At 62.4% G+C, this 14,834-nt stretch carries 15 protein-coding genes and 1 tRNA gene; 9 read left to right on the top strand and 7 right to left on the bottom strand.

Features of this window, described 5'->3' with window-relative positions; all coding sequences use genetic code 11:
- Positions 1-2: 2 nt before the first annotated feature.
- The 3 genes from AB7828_RS09835 to AB7828_RS09825 are packed head-to-tail and all read left to right on the top strand — an operon-like array spanning position 3 to position 2,691.
- Positions 3-788 carry an ABC transporter permease gene (locus AB7828_RS09835; RefSeq protein WP_441230032.1) on the top strand — a complete coding sequence of 262 codons (786 nt, stop codon included), beginning with the start codon at positions 3-5 and terminating at the stop codon, positions 786-788.
- Positions 785-1,846 carry an ABC transporter ATP-binding protein gene (locus AB7828_RS09830; protein ID WP_441230031.1) on the top strand — a complete coding sequence of 354 codons (1,062 nt, stop codon included), beginning with the start codon at positions 785-787 and terminating at the stop codon, positions 1,844-1,846. The genes AB7828_RS09835 and AB7828_RS09830 overlap by 4 nt, the downstream gene beginning before the upstream one ends.
- Positions 1,846-2,691, top strand: a complete 846-nt coding sequence (locus tag AB7828_RS09825) for a phosphodiesterase (RefSeq protein WP_441230030.1) — start codon at positions 1,846-1,848, stop codon at positions 2,689-2,691. The genes AB7828_RS09830 and AB7828_RS09825 overlap by 1 nt, the downstream gene beginning before the upstream one ends.
- 1 nt (position 2,692) lies before the next feature.
- Here AB7828_RS09825 and AB7828_RS09820 read toward each other — a convergent pair whose 3' ends face one another.
- Together AB7828_RS09820 and AB7828_RS09815 are read right to left on the bottom strand one after the other, a co-directional pair.
- The gene (locus AB7828_RS09820; protein WP_441230029.1) at positions 2,693-4,171 is read right to left on the bottom strand and encodes a GH1 family beta-glucosidase; all 1,479 of its coding nucleotides are present in this window, start codon (positions 4,169-4,171) and stop codon (positions 2,693-2,695) included.
- 30 nt (positions 4,172-4,201) lie between these two features.
- Complete coding sequence (locus AB7828_RS09815; RefSeq protein WP_441230028.1) at positions 4,202-5,038, bottom strand: siderophore-interacting protein; 837 nt, start codon at positions 5,036-5,038, stop codon at positions 4,202-4,204.
- Positions 5,039-5,352: 314 nt separating this feature from the next.
- On the opposite strand from AB7828_RS09815, the gene AB7828_RS09810 reads away from it, so the two are divergent.
- Positions 5,353-6,174, top strand: coding sequence for an aspartate dehydrogenase (locus AB7828_RS09810; protein ID WP_441230027.1), 822 nt, complete (start codon positions 5,353-5,355; stop codon positions 6,172-6,174).
- A 3-nt stretch (positions 6,175-6,177) separates the two neighbouring features.
- On the opposite strand, the gene AB7828_RS09805 is transcribed toward AB7828_RS09810, so the two are convergent.
- From AB7828_RS09805 to AB7828_RS09795, 3 genes are all read right to left on the bottom strand, one after another.
- Positions 6,178-6,852 (bottom strand): peptidoglycan recognition protein family protein, encoded by a 675-nt coding sequence (locus AB7828_RS09805; RefSeq protein WP_093762138.1) that lies wholly within the window; start codon positions 6,850-6,852, stop codon positions 6,178-6,180.
- A gap of 121 nt (positions 6,853-6,973) precedes the next feature.
- Positions 6,974-7,789, bottom strand: a complete 816-nt coding sequence (locus AB7828_RS09800) for a MetQ/NlpA family ABC transporter substrate-binding protein (protein ID WP_320444700.1) — start codon at positions 7,787-7,789, stop codon at positions 6,974-6,976.
- Between the two features lie 33 nt (positions 7,790-7,822).
- Positions 7,823-8,731: an aliphatic sulfonate ABC transporter substrate-binding protein gene (locus AB7828_RS09795; RefSeq protein WP_441232217.1), complete on the bottom strand. Its 909-nt coding sequence runs from the start codon at positions 8,729-8,731 to the stop codon at positions 7,823-7,825.
- A 423-nt stretch (positions 8,732-9,154) separates the two neighbouring features.
- Here AB7828_RS09795 and AB7828_RS09790 point away from each other — a divergent pair, with 423 nt between their 5' ends.
- From AB7828_RS09790 to AB7828_RS09770, 5 genes are all read left to right on the top strand, one after another.
- The gene (locus AB7828_RS09790) at positions 9,155-10,117 is read left to right on the top strand and encodes an aliphatic sulfonate ABC transporter substrate-binding protein (protein ID WP_441230026.1); all 963 of its coding nucleotides are present in this window, start codon (positions 9,155-9,157) and stop codon (positions 10,115-10,117) included.
- A gap of 207 nt (positions 10,118-10,324) precedes the next feature.
- Entirely contained in the window at positions 10,325-11,446 is a 1,122-nt protein-coding gene (locus AB7828_RS09785; RefSeq protein WP_441230025.1) for a methionine ABC transporter ATP-binding protein, read from the top strand.
- A complete protein-coding gene (locus tag AB7828_RS09780; RefSeq protein WP_068732062.1) occupies positions 11,436-12,101 on the top strand; it encodes a methionine ABC transporter permease in 666 nt (221 codons plus the stop codon). Before AB7828_RS09785 ends, AB7828_RS09780 begins: the two co-directional genes overlap by 11 nt.
- A gap of 46 nt (positions 12,102-12,147) precedes the next feature.
- Positions 12,148-12,942: a MetQ/NlpA family ABC transporter substrate-binding protein gene (locus tag AB7828_RS09775; RefSeq protein WP_414716875.1), complete on the top strand. Its 795-nt coding sequence runs from the start codon at positions 12,148-12,150 to the stop codon at positions 12,940-12,942.
- Between the two features lie 1,165 nt (positions 12,943-14,107).
- Positions 14,108-14,181: transfer RNA gene (locus tag AB7828_RS09770), tRNA-Gly, on the top strand.
- Between the two features lie 72 nt (positions 14,182-14,253).
- Here AB7828_RS09770 and AB7828_RS09765 read toward each other — a convergent pair.
- On the bottom strand, positions 14,254-14,382 hold the full coding sequence (locus AB7828_RS09765; protein ID WP_441230024.1) for a hypothetical protein: 129 nt from the start codon (positions 14,380-14,382) through the stop codon (positions 14,254-14,256).
- 5 nt (positions 14,383-14,387) lie between these two features.
- Positions 14,388-14,834: a hypothetical protein gene (locus AB7828_RS09760; protein ID WP_441230023.1), complete on the bottom strand. Its 447-nt coding sequence runs from the start codon at positions 14,832-14,834 to the stop codon at positions 14,388-14,390.

Below are 14,834 nucleotides of genomic sequence, written 5' to 3'. Positions count from 1 at the left end.
CGATGCGCGATCGCCTCATCTTCGCTGGCCAGCTCGGATTTACACTGCTCGTTGCGGCGTTTCTCGTCGTGCCCGTTGTGTTGTCGATTTCCGCCGGCGTCACCGTCAATTACTTTCGCGGCATCCAGTCGGGCGTCACGCTGCAATGGGTGGTGCAGGTCTGGAACCTCTATGCCGGTGAAATCGGGCTGTCGTTCCTGATCGCCTTCGCGACCCTGGCGGTGACGCTGGTTGTCGGCGTGCCCGCGGCTTATGGACTACACGTGAAGGGCGGGAGGTTGTCGCGCGTGATCGAGGAGATCATCACGCTGCCGCTGGCGATTCCCGGCCTGGCTATCGCGCTGGCGCTGCTACTGACCTATGGCGGTTTCGGTGGCTTCCGGCAGTCGTGGCTGTTCATCCTCACAGGCCATGTGGTCTTCACCATGCCCTTCATGGTGCGCTCGGTGATGGCGGTGTTCGCTTCGGTGGACATCAAGACGCTGGACGAGGGGGCTGCCTCGCTCGGTGCGTCGCCAAGGGCGCGGTTTTGCAATGTCATCGTTCCGAACGCCATGCCCGGCATTCTCGCCGGATCGCTGATGGTGGTGACGCTGTCGCTCGGCGAATTCAACCTGACCTGGATGCTGCACACGCCGCTCACCAAGACGCTGCCGGTCGGTCTCGCCGACAGCTACGCGTCGATGCGGCTCGAAGTGGCATCGGCCTACACACTGATTTTTTTCATCATGATTGTGCCTCTTCTGGTGGCGATGCAGATGTTTGCCGAGAAGGGCGAAAAGAAATGAGCGGGATTGCGGGCCACGGTGCGGCCGTTCATATCGAGAATTGCGGCAAGACCTTTCCGGATGGCACGCAGGCGCTGGCGCCGGCCTCGCTGGATATCGTGTCAGGCGAGACGCTGGTTCTGCTCGGCCCCTCCGGCTGCGGCAAGACCACCATGCTGCGGATTATCGCCGGTCTGGAGACGCCCGATGCGGGCGGCCGCGTGCTGTTCGACAAGACCGACATGACCGCGGTGCCGATCGAGCAGCGCCATGTCGGCATGGTGTTCCAGTCCTACGCGCTGTTTCCCAACATGACCGTGGCCGAGAACATCGCCTACGGGCTGAAGATCCGCGGTGTCGACAAGGCCGCGCGCGCGGCGCGTGTCGCCGAGATGGTGGCGCTCACCAATATCGGCGGGCTGGAAAACCGCCGGATCGATCAATTATCTGGCGGCCAGCGTCAGCGCGTTGCGCTGGCGCGCGCGGTGGCCGTGCGTCCACGCGTGCTGCTGCTGGATGAGCCGTTGACGGCGCTCGATGCGTCGCTGCGCGACCGGCTGCGCAGTGAACTCAACAACCTGCTGCGCTCGCTCGGGATCACCGCGATCTATGTGACTCACGATCAGGCCGAAGCGATGGAACTCGGCGACCGTATCGTTGTCATGCGCAAGGGCGCCGTCGCGCAGATCGGTACGCCGCGGGAGATCTACTTTGCTCCCCAGAACCGTTTCGTCGCCGAATTCGTCGGTGCGGCCAATATCGTCGAGGGGCCGGTGGCGAGCGGTCGGCTGACGCTGCCCGGTGGCTGGCTGGCGCTCGACGATGCCGCCGACAACGCTGCGGCAGTGGCGATGATCCGGCCGGAGACCATCGGAATTGTCGCCGAGGCGGACGCTTTCCTGCGCGGCATGGTCGAAAGCGTCGCCTTTATCGGCGATCGCCAGCGTCTCGTGGTGACGGGTGCGGCGAACAAGCCGTTGACGGTGGACGCGCCGAACACCATCAATGTGCGTGCAGGGGAGCGCGTCGGCCTGTCGGTCACGCCTCAAGCGGTTCGCGTGTTGCCGAAAGAAGACTGATGTCGAAGCCCAAGCCTACTATCATCGCGCAGATCTCCGATCTGCATATCAAGGCGCCGGGCGAGCTGGCCTATGGCAAGGTCGACACGGCCAAGGCGCTGGAGCGCTGTGTGGCCGAGCTGAACGCACTCGATCCGCGGCCCGATCTCGTCGTCATCTCCGGCGATCTCGTGGATACGCCGACGCCCGGCGAATACGAGCATCTGTGGCGACTGCTGGCGCCGCTCAAGATCCCGTTCATCGGCGTGCCCGGCAATCACGACGCCCGCGACATGATGCGCGCGGCATTCCCTGATTGGGCTTATGCGAAGTCGTCGGGCCCGCTCGATCAGGCGCGGACGGTTGGCCCGCTCGATATCATCCTGCTGGACTCGCATGTTCCGGGAAAGCCGCACGGCACGCTGGAAGCGGCAACGCTGGAGTGGCTGGATGCCACGCTGGCATCGTCGCGTGAGCGGCCGGCATTGTTATTCCTGCATCATCCGCCGTTCCGCACCGGCATCACGCACATGGACGTGCAGGACCTGTTCAACGCGGATGACCTCGCAACCATCGTCCGCAAGCATCCGCGTGTGCGGATCGTCGCTGCCGGCCACGTGCATCGTGCGACGCTGACGACATTCGCCGGGACGGTTGCGACCATTTGCCCGGCGCCGAACCATGCGGTCGATCTCGACATCGCCGAATTGCGTCCGCCGTCCTTCCGTGTCGAGCCGCCGGCTTTCCACCTGCATGTCTGGTTTCCGGATGGCGAGGAGGGCGGCCATCTGGTCACGCATCAGGTGCCGATCGGCGACTTCGACGGCCCGCATCCGTTCTTCGGCGCTGACGGGAAGTTGCTCTGAGCTAGACCAGCGCGTTCGCCGCGATCAGGCTGCGATAGAACTCCGAGCTGAGCTTCGGCGTTCGTTTCTGCGTTTCGAAATCGACGTGATACAGCCCGAAGCGCTTTTCATAACCATCCGACCATTCGAAGTTATCCATCAGGCTCCAGTGGAAGTACCCTTTTATGGGGATGCCTTCCGACGTCGCGCGCTGCAGATGCGTGAGATAGTTCCGGAGATACATGACGCGGTCGAGGTCGTGGATCTTGCCGTCGCCGGCCGGCCGGTCGGCGGCCGATGTGCCGTTCTCGCTGATATAGATCTGCTTGACGTTCCAAACCTTGGCAACATTGCGGGGCGCCCAATACAGCGCTTCCGGTCCGATCCGCAGCCAGTCTGAATCCATGCGCGGGAACGAGATCGGGAACGGCACGAGTGCAAAGCCGTTTTGATCCCCACTCGCTACCACATAATATTGCGGCATGTAGACGTTGAGACCGACGAAATCGACGGGGGAAGAAATGATCTTCAGTTCTTCGGCGGTGAAGCTCGGCGCATTCTTGCCGGCATACGCGAGAAACGCATCGGTATATCTGCCTTCGAGAATGACGGTCATGTAGCCGCCATTCATCTCGCGCGTTGCGACTTCGGCTGCGCGGATATTGGCAGGCGTCTCAATGGCCGGGACGCAGGATGCGACATTCTCGGCAACGCCGACCTTGGTGTCGGCGCGTCCATTAGCGCGGATCGCCTGCACAGCCATGCCGTGGCCCAGTGCGACGTGATGGCGAACCTGGTTGAGCTGCGGCTGTGGCAGCTTCAGGCCGGGCGCGAGCTCGACCGGGCCGTGGCCATAGCCGAAATCCACGAAGGTCCCGCATTCATTGATGGTGAAGATGTTTTTGACGCGGTCGGTAATACTTTGCGCCACATGGGCGGCATAATCACCAAACGCCTTCGACGTATCTGATGACGCCCAGCCGCCGACGCGATCCTGCAGCGCCTGCGGCAGATCCCAGTGATACAGCGTGGCGAATGGCTCGATCCCGTTGGCGAGCAACTCGTCGATGAGACGATTGTAGAAATCCAGCCCCTGCGGATTGGGCGTGCCCACGCCGGTCGGAAACACGCGCGACCATGAGATGGAGAAGCGATAGGCCTTCGCGCCCAACGCCTTCATCAGCTGGATGTCTTCCTTGTAGCGATGGAAATGATCCACCGCGTGGTCGCCGTTGCCGCCGCCACGGATCTTGTTCGGCGTGTGCGAATAGCTATCCCAGATTGAGGGGCCGCGGCCTTCGGCCGAGACGGCGCCCTCGATCTGATAGGCCGACGTTGCGGTGCCCCAGACGAAATCCGCCGGAAAACGCCGGTCGTTGGCAAGCGCCGCCGGTGTGGCCGAGACTGTTTGAGCCTCAGCCTGCGCAGTCGGGACGGCGAGGCCGGCGGCGAGCGCGCCGGCCGCCCCAGTGAAATCGCGGCGCGTGAAACGATGGGACACCAGATCTCCTGCTAGTCCGGGACGCGACGGTCAGTCGTCATGCGGCTCATGATAGTTCTCTGCGCCACCTTTCCAATAGCCTGACGCCTTGACCCATGCCTTGGGATGCTGACGCTCGTCGACCAGAATCCTGCGGAGGCGCTTGGCGACGTCGGACTCCCCGGCGATGAAGGCATAGCCGTCTCCAACGGGAAGTTTGAGGTTGCGCAAAGCATCCTCCATCAGAGTGGTCGATCCGGCACTGTGCTGGCCACGATGCAACCAGTTGATGGTGACGGAGGCCTTCGCTGCGAAGGTCTGCTCCTCGGCAGCATCGGCGACTTCTGCGATCACGATGGCCCGTGTGGCAGGACGCAGTTCTTCAAGTCGGCGGCCGATGGCGGGCAGGGCAGTTTCGTCGCCGATCAGCAGGTACCAGTCGAAGTCGTCCGGCACCACGAACGAGCCGCGCGGGCCGCCGATACCGACTTTATCGCGTGGCTTCGCTTGGGTGGCCCAGGTCGTGGCTGGCCCCGCATCATGAATGGCGAAATCGATGTCGAGCTCTTGCGCGGCTTCGTCATAGCGCCGCGGCGTGTAGTCCCGCGCGATTGGCCGCGCGCTCTCATCGACCAGCACGCGGCCTTCGCTGAAGGCGGGCATCAGGGGCTCGGCTTCTCCGGGGCGCGGGAAGAACACCTTGACGTGGTTGTCATAGGACGCGCTGACGAAGCCATCAAGGTCGTCGCCCGTGAGGGTGATGCGCTTCATATGCGGCGTCACCGACGTCACGCGCTTGACGGTGAGCAGACGGCGCTTCAGCTCGTGACGAACGCGCGTGATGCGATGAAGGTCGTTGGAAATGGTGTCTGAAGATGTGTCGGTCATATGGATTCCCGGAGAATCCAGATCGGCCTGTTTGACACGATGTCGCGCAGGTCGAGCCTGGATCAGGTTCGATCGGCGCGTTGGTTCACGTTAACGCTTACGTGCGGCCTCGCCGAGACAGCAATCACGGCAGAGGTAGCGAAACGTCCTTTTACGTGCAAGCCCGGGATTGTCGCACGTGCTGCACGATGGCGTGAGGCCGGAAGCCTTCTAAACTGGCTGACGTCACCGCATGGACATTGCGGCCTTTCCGGGGGAGAACCGTTTCCGGATATGGCGGCGTGGCCCCGAAATCATTGGACGAGATAGACCTGATGAGCACTGAAGCAAAGTCTGCCACGCGCGTGGCCATTGTTGGCCTTGGCCCGATCGGCCGCAAGGTGGCGGAAGCCCTGGACCGCGGCATCGACGGTCTGGTTCTGGCGGCGATCGCCGTGCAGAATCCGGAGAAGCATCAGGCGTTCCTGTCCGGTCTCGGCAAGGCGCCGCCGGTGCTGCCCATCGCAGGCCTCGTGGATGTCGCCGATATCGTGATCGAATGTGCGCCGGCCAAGCTGCTGCCCGAGATCGTCAAGCCGTTCGTCAGCAAAGGCAAGACCGCGATTGTGCTGAGCGCTGGAGCGCTGTTGTTCAATGAGGATCTCGTCGCGCTGGCCAAGCAGAACGGCGGTCAGATCGTGGTGCCGACCGGGGCGCTGATCGGCCTCGACGCGGTGACGGCTGCAGCCGAGGGCAAGATCAACTCGGTCCGCATGGTGACGCGCAAGCCGGTGAAGGGTCTCGCCGGCGCGCCCTATATCGTCGAGAACAAGATCGACATCGAGAGCATCACTGAACCCCTGAAGATTTTCGAGGGCACGGCGCGCGAGGCGGCCAAGGGCTTTCCCGCCAATCTCAACGTTGCCGTCGCGCTGTCGCTCGCAGGCGCGGGGCCTGATGCCACGGCGCTGGAAATCTGGGCCGATCCGGCGCTGACCCGCAACGTCCACCGCGTCGAGGTGGATTCGGATTCCGCACGGTTCTCGATGCAGATCGAAAACATCCCGTCGGAGAACCCGAAGACCGGCCGCATCACCGCGCTGTCGGTGATCGCCTATCTGCGCAAGCAGCGCGCGGCGCTGCGCGTCGGAACGTAAGGCCTATTTGCTGCTTTCGGCTTGATGCGCAGGGGCTATCTGCTGCGCAGTCTCGATTCCCTGGGTCCGGGCGATCCTGGCGAGTTCGCAGCCTTCGCAGTAGCGGCGATCCTTATAGTCGATCCAGTTGTGCGCGAACACGCGCTCGTTCGGGATATCGTAGCGGGCCTGCAACACGCGGACCAGCACGCGCCAGGCTGCGATCTGCGCGTCAGTCGGTGGCTTGCGGACATTGGGGTAGTTGCCGACGAACTCGACCCCGATCGATGAGTCATTGTCGATCTGCTGATAGGTCCCGCTGTTGTCGATATACTTGTTGTCGTTGCGGTTGCCGCGGTTGAGATGGTTCGGCACCGCCCATTCGGGCGTCGACCAGTAAACCGTGCCGTCGGTCTCGATCCAGATGGCAACGCCGCGACGATCGGGTTTCTGCATCTGCGCGACAGCGTTACGCCAGGCGGAGCCGACCGCGCCTTCCGACTGATGCACGACGATGTTGCGCCATTCACGGGCGTGGCGGAGATCGGTCCATGGCCTTAGCCAGACCATGTTGAGGCCGGGAATGTCGGGGGTGCCGCGGGAGCGGGCGGCGATCTCGAAGTTTGACAGCGTCTGGGCGGTCGCCGGTGTGGCGATCGCGCACAAAGCCAGCAATACCCCGACGATCCGATCTCTCATGTCCCTCGTTTCCGAGGCGTCTCATAACGCCTCCGGAAAGCGTAACCGAGCCGCGCTGGGAGTCAAATCCGCGGCTCGGTATGATCGTCGCGCTAGGGCAGCCTGCGCGCGTAGGTTGCGCTCAGTTGAAGTATTCGGGCAGGGTGAAGCCGGCGTAGAACTTGTCGTTGCGGATGGCGGTCTTGAACGTGTCCGATTGATAGGCCGCAACGATGTCCTTCGCCCATGGCGCCTCGGCATTGCCCCGGCGGACAGCCACGACATTGGTGTAGGGCTTGGTCATTTTTTCCAGCGCGAAGGCCTCGGTCAGCTTCAGCCCGCTATAGATCGCGAAATTGCCCTGCACGGCGGCGAAGTCGGCATCGCCAAGGGCGCGCGGCGCCTGCGCATTCTCCAGCGGCACGATCTTGATACCCTTCGGATTTTTGATCACGTCGAGCTCGGTGACATCGACGGGGTTGTTGTCCTTGATCTCGATCCAGCCGAGGTCGCGCAGGATCCACAGCGCGCGCTGCAGGTTCACGGGATCATTGGGCACCACCACGGTGGCGCCGGCCTTCACGGCATCGGATGTCTTGTGCTTGGTCGAATAGAGACCCATCGGCGGCGTCGGCACCGTGATGATGCCAGTCAGATCGGTCTTCTGGCGCTGGTTATAGCTGTCGAGGAACACCGTGTGCTGCATCACATTGGCGTCGATATCGTTCTTGAACACGGCGGTGTTGGCTTCCAGGCCCGTCGAGAACTCATAATATTTGACGGTGTAGCCCTTCTTTTTCAGCTCGGGCTCGACGCCCTTCTTGAAGCCGTCGATATAGGGGCCGGGCACGAAACCGACCTTCAGTTCAGGCTTGGTGGCGGACTGCGCATTGGCATGCTCGCCAAAGGAGACGAGTGCGAGCATCGCGGCGGCGATGACGGAGAGGGCGGTCTTCATTGTCGTTGTCTTTCAGGGAATGTCAGAATGGGATTACTTCGGCGCCCAGATCTTCACGTCGCTGGCGTCGACCTTCACGGGGATCAGTTTTTCGTTGAAGAAGGCGTCGGCGATGATCTGCTGCTCGGACAGGCCGGCCTTGGTGACGGCGCCGACCTTGTAGGAGCGGTGGCTGTTGGCTTCCTCGACAGTGGCGACGTTGATGCCCCACAGGCTTGAGAGGAGCTTGGCGGCTTCCTTCGGCTCGGCCTTCGCCCATTTGCCGGTCTCGTCCAGCTTCTTGAAGATCACGTTCAGCACGTCACCGCGCTTGTCGGCATAGGCGGCCGACGACAGGTAGTAGCGCTTGTAGCTGGCAAGCCCGTTGCTGCCATCGGCAAGCACGCGCGCATTGGACTGACGCTGCGCGCTGGTGAGGAACGGATCCCACGCCACCCAGGCATCGACATTGCCGCCGACAAAGGCGATGCGACCATCGGCCGGTGGCAGATAGGCAGGCTGGATGTCCTTGAAGGTGAGGCCGGCCTTGCTCAGCGCAGCGAGCAGCAGGAAGTGGCTGCCGGCGCCTTTGGTGACCGCGACCTTCTTGCCCTTGAGATCGGCGACCGTCTTGAGCGGCGACTCCGCCGGCACCACAATCGCCTGCGCGGCAGGCGAGGCGGCTTCCTCGGCGATGTAAGCGAGCTTGGCGCCGGCCGCCTGCGCGAACAGCGGCACGGTGTCAGCGACGTCGGCGCCGAAATCGACATTGTTGGTGTTGATGGCTTCGAGCAGCGGCAGGCCGCTGGTGAATTCATGCCAGCTGATCTTCACGCCGAGCGGCGCGAGCGCCTTCTCCAATTCGCCATTGGTTTTCAGCACGGCGATCAGCGTCGACGACTTCTGATAGCCGATGCGCACCGTGTCCGGTGTCTGCGCGCAGGCGAAGGAGACCGACAGCATGGAGGCCACGGCGGCCAGTTGCAGCGCCCGGGTACGCCGGAACACGAAGCGTTCGATAAAGTGGGCGATGTGAATCGGAAGCATGTTGGCACTGCTTTGCTGATGATGTTTCGTGAGCAGCAAAGGTGCGAGAGCGGCGCGTTTCCGTCAATGAAATGGCCAACTGTAGTTCCGGGCGCGGCGATGCAGGCATGCTGCACAGGCCTTGTTGCGCAGCGGAAACGTTCTCCGCATGCCTTCCGGGTGGCGCCGGAAGAGCAGGTTATTTCCTTGCGGCGGAGATGAAGCTGCTCCCGGAGCTGACCTTCGGATTGCAAAACTTGCAGACTGCCCGCGACCTTTGAAAGCACAATCTTCGCAATCGCGCGTAGCGTTTGACCATCGCGCCCTTGCATCCCCCGGGCGCAAATGGAGCAACAGCGCATGTCCTATTCCCGACGATCTGTGGTCGCAGGTCTCTCCGCAGCACTGTTGCTGTCAGCCGGGCTCATCGCATCGCCAGCAACGGCGCAGGAGCTGAAGGAAATCCGCATCGGCTTTCAGAAAGCCGGCATCTTCCCGGCGGTGAAGCAGCGCGCGACGCTGGAGAAGGTGTTCAAGGAAAAGGGCATCAGCGTGCGCTGGGTCGAGTTCCAGTTCGGGCCGCCGATCCTCGAAGCGATCAACACCGGCAATGTCGACTTCGGCTATGCCGGCGACGCGCCGCCGATCTTCGCGCAGGCTGCGCGTGCCAATCTCGTCTATATCGCCGCCATCCCGTCGCGCGGCTACAATCAGGGCATCGTCGTTCCCGAGAATTCGCCGATCAAGACGCTCGCCGATCTCAAAGGCAAGAAGGTCGGCTTCGGCAAGGGATCGAGCGCACATAACACCATCATCGCCGCGCTGGAGAAGGCCGGATTGACCTATGCGGATATCACGCCGGTCTATCTCGGCCCCGCCGACGCGGTGGCAGCATTCGCCGGTGGTAATATCGACGCGTGGTCGATCTGGGATCCGTATCTGGCGCTCGCCGAGGGCAAGCAGGCGCGGGTGATTGCCTTCTCCAAGGACGTGCAGGATTCCATTTCGTTCTTCCTCGCCAATAAGGATTTCACCACCAGGCATCCGGACATCGTCGCGCTGTTCAACAAGACCTTTGCCGATGAAGGGAAATGGGCCGAGGCCAATCGGCCGGAGGTCGCAACGAAGCTTCAGGAGGCGACCGGTGTCGACAAGGCTGCCACCACGCGCGCCGTCGAACGGTCGAACTACACGGTGGTGCCGATCAACGACCGGATCATTGCCACCCAGCAGGAAACGGCGGATCGCTTCCACAAGCTCGGCCTGATCCCCAAGGCGATCAATGTGAAGGACATCGTCTGGACCTGGACCCCGGGCTCGTAAGCTCCCAAAAACTCGCCGGGAGACGATTAGCGCTGTCACCAGCCGTCTCCCGGCACTCTTTTACTCCCGCAGGCCATTGAAACCGCTGGATTTTCCTCATTTGTGCAGTGCGGTTGAAATAATGCCCGAAATCAGTAGGTTGCCGCCACGGCGCCCGCGACACGCAGGCCGGCCCCGTGCTTCACAACTGCGCAGAAACGTCATTCAATGAACGCTCCCCTGTCCAAGCCGACCGGAGCGCCCGTGCCAGTTCTCGATCCGCAAGATCCTGGCCAACAAGGGCGTGCCATCATCTCCTTCGATGGCGTCAGCAAGATCTTCCCGTCGCGGAAGGATTCCGCCGAAGTGAAGGCGGTCGACAATATCGACCTCGTGGTGCCCGAAGGCGCCATTGTCGGCGTGATCGGCAAGAGCGGCGCCGGCAAGTCGACGCTGATCCGCCTGATCAACGGGCTCGAGCAGCCGACCCATGGCAAGGTCACCGTCGACGGTCTCGACATCGGATCGCTGGATGAGAAGGCGCTGCGTCAGGCGCGCCGCTCCATCGGCATGATCTTCCAGCATTTCAACCTGCTGTCGTCACGCACCGCCTTCGACAACATCGCGCTGCCGCTGGAGATCGCCGGCACGCCGCGGAAAGCGATCCCGGGAATCGTCGAGCCGCTGCTCGACATGGTCGGCCTTGCCGACAAGCGCGACCGTTATCCCGCCGAACTCTCCGGCGGACAGAAGCAGCGCGTCGGCATCGCTCGTGCGCTGGCCACCAAACCGAAAGTGCTGCTGTCGGACGAGGCGACCTCGGCGCTCGATCCGGAGACCACGGCGCAGATCATCGCGCTGCTCAAGCAGATCAATGCCGATCTCAATCTCACCATCCTCTTCATCACCCATGAAATGTCCGTGGTGAAGAAGCTCGCCCAGCGCGTCGCTGTGATGGAAGGCGGGCAGATCATCGAGCAGGGCACCACCTACGAGATCTTCTCGAAGCCGACCCACGCCACGACCAAGCGCTTCGTCGGCGAAGTCACCGGCGGCAATGTGCCGGAATGGCTGCAGGCCAAGCTGCTTGCGGACTATGCGCCCGGCCGTCAGGCGGTGATCCGCATCGCTTTCACCGGCGCCGATGCGGACGAGCCGGTGCTGTCCAGGCTGACGCGCACCTACAATGTCGATTTCAACATCATGCATGGCCAGATCGAATATGTTGCCGATCATCCGTTCGGTACGCTGATCGCCTCCGTCGCGGCCGAGCCGGAATTGCAGGCGAAGCTGATCGCCGATCTCACCGCGACCCGCAACACCGTGGAGCATCTCGGCTATGTCGCCTGAACTGATCAACATGATCCTGTGGTCGACGCTGGACACGCTCACCATGGTGGCGCTGGCCGGCATTTTCGGCACGCTGGCCGGTCTGCCGCTCGGCATCTTCCTGGCGACCAGCCGCGCCGGTGAACTGTTCCCGGCGCCGAACGTCAATCGGCTGCTTGGCCTCGTCGTCAATGCCACGCGCTCGACGCCGTTCATCATTCTCGTCGTCGCCATCGTGCCGCTGACGCGCCTGATCGCCGGCACCTCGATCGGCACCAGCGCTGCCGTGGTGCCGCTGACCATCGCCGCGACGCCGTTCATCGCCAGGGTCATCGAAGGCGCGATCCGCGAAGTCGATCAGGGCCTCGTCGAAGCCGCGCGTGCCTTTGGCGCGAGCCCGCTGCAGATCGTCTGGAAGGTCTTGTTACCCGAAGCGATGCCGGCGGTAACGCTGGCGCTCACGCTCGCGACCGTCAGCCTGATCGGCTATTCGGCCATGGTCGGCGCGGTCGGCGGCGGCGGGCTCGGCGATCTCGGCATTCGCTATGGCTATCAGCGCTTCATGCCGGAAGTCATGGCGACCGTCGTCGCCGTGCTGATCTGTCTCGTGCAGGGCGTGCAGAGCCTTGGCGACTTCATCTCGCGCCGCCTCGACAAGCGCACGCGACATTCCTGAAACGGTCGCTCGCGTCAGCGGGCCCGCTCACACTCGTTTACTTACAATGGAAAACACAATGTCTCTTCGTCGTTACTTTCTCTCCATCCTCGCTTTCGCCGCGCTCACCGGCGCCGCTTCTGCCGAGACCATCAAGGTCGGCGTGACACCGGGTCCGCACGCGCAGGTGCTGGAAGCTGCCAAGGCCGTCGCCGCCAAGAAGGGCCTCGACATCCAGATCGTCGAATTCTCCGATTACGTGGTGCCGAATGCGGCGCTGGAAGCCGGTGACCTGCAGGCCAATTCGTTCCAGCATCAGCCCTATCTCGACAACCAGGTGGCCGATCGCAAATACAAGATCGTCGCTGTCGGCAACACCATCAACTTCCCGATGGGCATCTATTCGAAGAAGGTGAAGACCTGGGACGAGGTCAAGAGCGGCGCCACGCTGGCGATCCCCAACGATCCGACCAATGGCGGCCGCGTGCTGATCCTGCTGCGCGACAAGGGCATCATCAAGTTGAAGGATGGCGTCGGCTTCAAGCCGACCTTGCTCGACATCACCGACAATCCGAAGAAGCTGAAGATCACCGAAGTCGACGCCGCGCAGCTGCCGCGCACGCTGCCTGACGTCGATGTCGCCGGCATCAACACCAATTACGCCACGCAGGCCGGTCTCGATCCGGTGAAGGACGCGATCCTGCGCGAGGACCCGAAGGGTCCTTACGCCAACATCATCGCCGTGCGTGCCGTGGACAAGGACAAGCCCTGGGTGAAGACGCTGGTGGAAAGCTATCAGTCGCCGGAAGTGAAGGCGTTCATCGACGAGAAGTTCAAGGGCTCGGTGCTCGCTACCTGGTAAAGGCAGCGAGCGCTTCGCCGAGCAGGCGAGGCGTTCTTTCTTTTCCCTCCCCTAGCGTGGCGCAGCCACGCGACGCGGGGAGGGTGGATCGATGCGAGCGTTCAGCGAGCATCGAGACGGGTGGGGTGTTTCCACAAGCGATGTACCGTGTGGCACCCCCACCCCGGCCTATCGGCCGACCCTCCCCGCCTAGCGAAGCTTCGCTTCGCGCGGGGGGAGGGATATTTCTGGCGCCGTCGCGCCATCGCATCTCCAAAATTTCAAAGAGCCATGCGCTCGCATTCTCGCGGCGCCAATGGCGTCCGAGTTTTGCGCATTCCTTCCCACCCTCAATCGAGAGGGCGTGCGGAACGCCGGGTGCCCGTTGCACCCTTGGGCCTGATGCGATGCGGTCTTCCGCAATCTATAGAGTGCATCAGGACTTTCGGACGCGCTGGGCGAAGTGCCCGGCGTTCCGCCTGCGGTGTTTTTTCGGTTGCCTGCACATCTGCCTTGGCGAACGGCCCCATCACCAAAATTAGTGTCCCAGGGCGGAGGGACAGGGTAGCCTCAAGCACTTAAGCCGGACGCGTTTCGATTTGGTCGTCCGTCACACTGTCCAGGGTTCTTTCCATCTCAAGGTCGGCCGTGTCCTTGCCAGTGGCAGTGCTGGCGCAGATCCGTCCTGCCCGAAGACAGACGTCACCCATGAACCGCGTAACGCCGCATCTCCGGCGTCCACCGCATCCGGCCCCGCGAACGTGACGATCGCGCTCGCCCCTCTCATCGGGGCCGGACGATGGGGAATATAAACCTTATAGGGATTCTGTCAACGAGAGATAGGAGAAAATATTCTTGCCCGCCCCACACTCGTCATTCCGGGGCGCGGGTGCGCCTTCGCGCACGCGAACCCGGAATCTCAGCATGGGAATCTCTAGTCAGCGCAAAACACTACGAGATTCCGGGTTCGCGCTCTGCCGGCTTCGCCGGCGACGCGCCCTCAGGCAAACCAATTGGTTTGCCTGAGAATGACGAGCAGAGGTGGCCCGGCATCCCCGGCCGCAAATCGCATGTCCACACGCCATCCCCTTGAAATCCAATCGCAATCCGCCGGTCGCAGCGGGCAGGGGATGCGACCTCACATGAGGTTGAGACCCGCCGCGCAACGTGTTACCTGACGCGGCACGCGGGTATAGCTCAATGGTAGAGCAGCAGCCTTCCAAGCTGAATACGAGGGTTCGATTCCCTCTACCCGCTCCAATATTTTCAATGGCTTAGCGCGTCAGGAACTTTCCATTCCGACAAGCTCAACGAATTCATTCCGACAAACGTTCACTTTTTGGCCGCCTGCTTGCGCCGTTTAATGCGCTTGATCTGAGCTTGCTGCTTGCCTTCGTCGTCGTGCAGGTACTTCGCCATCGCCGCCACCGAGGACCACTGACCCTTGTCCATCAATTGCAATGTGGTCAGTCCCGAGGATTTCGATTCGGTGGCCCCGCCGTGCCGATCGATGTGAAGGTTAGCTCAGGTCGCAAGCCCGCAGCGATGATGATCTTTTTCGAGATGCGCTCCACTTGCGTCAGCATCTCGCCCTTGCCGCTCCACGGCAGGCTGCTGCCGTCCCGCCGCAGCATCAGGCCGCCTTTTGGTCGCAGTGCCTTCATGGCATCCAGCTCTGCCATCAGCAGGGGATAGAGCGGTTTGCCCTTCTTATCGAACAACGGTTCCCATGAGCCGGTGCTAGTCTTGTAGTTGATGACGTAGACGTGGTTCGGGTGGCTGTCCGGGCGATAGTGCTCGGCCATAAACCGGATGAAAATATGCGCCTTGCGCTGGAGCCATTCCCAGCCGATCAGAACGCGGGTTTCCAGCGACGCGAATTCCATTTCGAATGCCTTGGCGCGGAACGCCAT

This window comes from Tardiphaga sp. 215_C5_N2_1 (assembly GCF_052076055.1).
In the GTDB taxonomy this organism is placed as follows: domain Bacteria; phylum Pseudomonadota; class Alphaproteobacteria; order Rhizobiales; family Xanthobacteraceae; genus Tardiphaga; species Tardiphaga robiniae.
Note: the sequence above shows the minus strand (reverse complement) of the source record. Positions and strands in the feature narration are given on the sequence as shown.

Bases quoted from the DNA above. Each gene is read 5' to 3' on its own strand.
- AB7828_RS09835 (WP_441230032.1), top strand. From the start codon at position 3: ATGCGCGATCGCCTCATCTTCGCTGGCCAGCTCGGATTTACACTGCTC.
- AB7828_RS09780 (WP_068732062.1), top strand. From the start codon at position 11,436: ATGTCGCCTGAACTGATCAACATGATCCTGTGGTCGACGCTGGACACG.
- AB7828_RS09830 (WP_441230031.1), top strand. From the start codon at position 785: ATGAGCGGGATTGCGGGCCACGGTGCGGCCGTTCATATCGAGAATTGC.
- AB7828_RS09790 (WP_441230026.1), top strand. From the start codon at position 9,155: ATGTCCTATTCCCGACGATCTGTGGTCGCAGGTCTCTCCGCAGCACTG.
- AB7828_RS09800 (WP_320444700.1), bottom strand. From the start codon at position 7,789: ATGAAGACCGCCCTCTCCGTCATCGCCGCCGCGATGCTCGCACTCGTC.
- AB7828_RS09760 (WP_441230023.1), bottom strand. From the start codon at position 14,834: ATGGCGTTCCGCGCCAAGGCATTCGAAATGGAATTCGCGTCGCTGGAA.
- AB7828_RS09815 (WP_441230028.1), bottom strand. From the start codon at position 5,038: ATGACCGACACATCTTCAGACACCATTTCCAACGACCTTCATCGCATC.
- AB7828_RS09775 (WP_414716875.1), top strand. From the start codon at position 12,148: ATGGAAAACACAATGTCTCTTCGTCGTTACTTTCTCTCCATCCTCGCT.
- AB7828_RS09805 (WP_093762138.1), bottom strand. From the start codon at position 6,852: ATGAGAGATCGGATCGTCGGGGTATTGCTGGCTTTGTGCGCGATCGCC.
- AB7828_RS09825 (WP_441230030.1), top strand. From the start codon at position 1,846: ATGTCGAAGCCCAAGCCTACTATCATCGCGCAGATCTCCGATCTGCAT.
- AB7828_RS09785 (WP_441230025.1), top strand. From the start codon at position 10,325: ATGAACGCTCCCCTGTCCAAGCCGACCGGAGCGCCCGTGCCAGTTCTC.
- AB7828_RS09810 (WP_441230027.1), top strand. From the start codon at position 5,353: ATGAGCACTGAAGCAAAGTCTGCCACGCGCGTGGCCATTGTTGGCCTT.
- AB7828_RS09795 (WP_441232217.1), bottom strand. From the start codon at position 8,731: ATGCTGTCGGTCTCCTTCGCCTGCGCGCAGACACCGGACACGGTGCGC.